4 protein-coding genes are annotated in these 2,986 nt (G+C 35.5%); all 4 read left to right on the top strand.

The annotated features are described in order from the left end of the window. Positions 1-469: hypothetical protein (locus ACERCG_RS12080; protein ID WP_373612297.1), on the top strand; the 469-nt coding region annotated here is incomplete at its 5' end. A 6-nt stretch (positions 470-475) separates the two neighbouring features. Beyond that, positions 476-823, top strand: a complete 348-nt coding sequence (locus tag ACERCG_RS12075; RefSeq protein ID WP_373612296.1) for a hypothetical protein — start codon at positions 476-478, stop codon at positions 821-823. Positions 824-1,104: 281 nt separating this feature from the next. After that, positions 1,105-2,307, top strand: a complete 1,203-nt coding sequence (locus ACERCG_RS12070) for a VENN motif pre-toxin domain-containing protein (protein WP_373612295.1) — start codon at positions 1,105-1,107, stop codon at positions 2,305-2,307. A 1-nt stretch (position 2,308) separates the two neighbouring features. After that, positions 2,309-2,788, top strand: coding sequence for a hypothetical protein (locus tag ACERCG_RS12065; RefSeq protein ID WP_025266811.1), 480 nt, complete (start codon positions 2,309-2,311; stop codon positions 2,786-2,788). Positions 2,789-2,986: the final 198 nt, after the last annotated feature.

Genomic DNA, 2,986 nt, shown 5'->3' with positions numbered 1-2,986 from the left:
TGTTGATGGTTCGCCGACAGCAATATATCTGGCATTGACGGCAATAGATATTGCTCAGGAAATGTATGAAGCAAAGAATGCAGGCAGAAGTTTTTCAGTAGATAAGGCACAGGCTAAGTTTGCGAGGAGAGTTAAGGAGAATAAAAGTGTTGAAGTATCATTAGATAAAGTGAAAACTTGGGAACAAGCAAGAAATCAGGCACTAAAAAATGTAGGAGATCTTGGGAATGATTCCCAGCCTATCATTGGTAGTTTAGATGTTAGTAAGGGATATGGCAAAATTGTAGGTAGAAAATCAGCAGATGGTAAAAGAGGGTGGAGACTGGATTATGATCCTATAAAAGGAATTCATATAAATGTTTATGATTTTTCAAAGGGTAAGACCCCTGATAAAGCTATAAAACAGGTTATTCCTTTTGATGGAGATGAAAAAACATTTGAAACATTACTGAAGCAGCTGAATAAGTAGGTGATTATGACATTATTTGAAGAATGTAAGTCTGTATTAAATGAACACTTTTATCAACTAACAGAGAATGAAAGTAAAATAATAAAGTTAAAATTAGAGGGGTATCTTAATAATGAATCACTAAATAAACCAACAATAATTTCAATTGATAATATACTTTGTTTGGCTTCAGAAAAAAAAATTTATGTTATTGCTGATGATGTGGATATTCCAATTTTTGAAACAACTATAAGTTTATTGTTTGAAAATATATATGATGTAATTTGTCTTGCTACAAAAATATATTTTATGTCGGAGGAGATGATAATTTACTCTAGCTTTCCTCATGAAATTTTTTATATTTTTGATATTTAAAATTAATTTGTATGATTAATTCTTCGATAGTGCTAGCGTTCCCGCCAATGCTATTTAATATAAGTTACAAGCGGTTAATCATGTGAAGTATTTTGCAAATTTTAGCGGTAAATCAACCGCTTGTTTTGGTACGAGCGAGGACCCACGATAGCGCTAGCGTCCACGCTAGTGCTATTTAATATAAGTTACAAGCGGTTAATCATGTTGAATATTTTGCAAATTCTAGCGGTAAATTAACCGCTTGTTTGGTATGAGCGAGAACGCTCACACCATCGGAGAGTGTGGAGGCTTATACACAATGTGGTAAGGCTGGCACAGATGCGGTTGCAGCGGTAACGGGCGAAGTGGGAGCAAACATCATCTCTCAAAACCTCTTCGGCAAAGAGCCTGAAAACCTGACGGAAGCGGAAAAACGGACGGTGTCGGAGCTAAGCCAAGTTACTGCTGGGTTGGCTGGTGGTTTAGCTTCTGGTTCAGGTAGTTCCTTGTCCACAGCTCAATCGGTGAAAACTGGACAAGGAGTTGGAAAGAATGCGGTGGAGAATAATACTTTTGGTGATATTCATCCTTCAGATGATAGAGAACAAAGTATTAAATCTATTGCAAAGGCAATGTTTAAGGGGGATGAAGAAAAAGCCGAAGCTTATTATGACGGACTGAAACAAGGTGAAGCGAAAGCCTTAATTGAAGGTATCGAAGGTACGGTAGAGGCAGTTCAACACTTTGATGAAACAATAGTAACGATTGCCGAAGCATTGGGTAATCCAAAAGAAACTGTTCAAAAAGTAGTGATTTCTCTCGAAGAGTTAAATGCCCGTATCAATTCAGCATTAGAGACTAATCCGGCAGAGGCTGGTGAATTGATGGGATATTTACAATCTCAAGGGAAAGCAATACAAGCTCCAACGGTGATTTTGACCGGTGAAGTAGCAGAAAAAGTAGTGAGATTGTTGAAGAAATCTCCTCAGGTGGATTATAAGTCTGATGTGAATAATTTAGGTGTGAATAGTGCTAAGTTTGATAAGGAATTGAATACCAATATTTTAAATAGGGTGAATGGTAGTTTTTATAATATTGATGCAGTTAATAAGCTTCGAAAAGGTAAATTACCTGGTGATGGTTTAGATAGAAAAACAGGGTTACCTGTAGAAGGAAAAATAGGTGTGCCTCGAAATATGCCTTCATCTAAAGATCCTGATACGATGGCTATTAATTTTGCAGAGCAGTTTTTAGGGAGAAGAGTTACTCCAGAAGAATGGGAGGCAGGTAGAAAAATGTTTAAAAATAAAGATTGCATAAATTGTTTTAAAGTTGATTTAGGCAATCGCCAATCTATTGTTTACCGAAGTGGAGTAAATGAAAATTCAAGCTCTAAAACTCTATCAGGAACAGCAACATTGGAGATAAATACTACAGAAATTAAAGAACTCAATTCAGGAGAAGTTCTGAAGTTGAAATTTCCAACATCTGAAATAGGGAGATAAAATGGATAAAAAAAGAATTGTTTTATTTCTTCAGAACTACTTTTCTTACTCTGTATCATATGATGATGATGATTGTATGGCATATTTATTTTCTTATATAGAAAGAAATTTTAATTTGAACCCACAAGATACATTTCAGTATTCTATAGATTTGTTTTATAGATTTATGTATGCAGGTTTGACAAGATATGTTTATTGGGATTTAGAAAGTGAGGAAGATTTGAAGAATGACATTAGCAAAATGGTTGAGGATTTTAATAAATTTAATAATCTAGATGAATGGCATAATTACTTTATGCCAACCAAACTTATTGCTGATATTATTTGTGAGTATGATCTGATTGATGGGTATTATGACGAGAATGTTATTTCACTAGAGTTTGAACGAGAAATATCAGAGTTATTAAACAAAAAAGGTATTGGGTTAGATATTTATCCTTTAGTTGATATAGGTAGAGGAGGGATAATAAAACTAAAATAGCCCCGATAGCACCTGTCTTGAGACGAGTGATAAATATTTAGGAGATAATTAATTTTATGGGCAGCTTTTCCTTACATCAACACAGAAATCAAACAGGCAACAGAGGGTAATACAGAAGCGAACCTGATAGCTCACGCCTTTTGGGGAGCGGTGGAAGCCTATGCACAAGGCGGTAAGGCCGGTGCAGGAGCGGTTGCA

Origin of the sequence: Mannheimia sp. E30BD, from assembly GCF_041807785.1 — a bacterium.
Lineage (GTDB): Bacteria > Pseudomonadota > Gammaproteobacteria > Enterobacterales > Pasteurellaceae > Mannheimia.
This window is presented reverse-complemented; position numbering and strand designations above follow the sequence as displayed.

Coding starts and splice junctions, on each gene's coding strand:
- ACERCG_RS12075 (WP_373612296.1), top strand. CDS start 476: ATGACATTATTTGAAGAATGTAAGTCTGTATTAAATGAACACTTTTAT.
- ACERCG_RS12065 (WP_025266811.1), top strand. CDS start 2,309: ATGGATAAAAAAAGAATTGTTTTATTTCTTCAGAACTACTTTTCTTAC.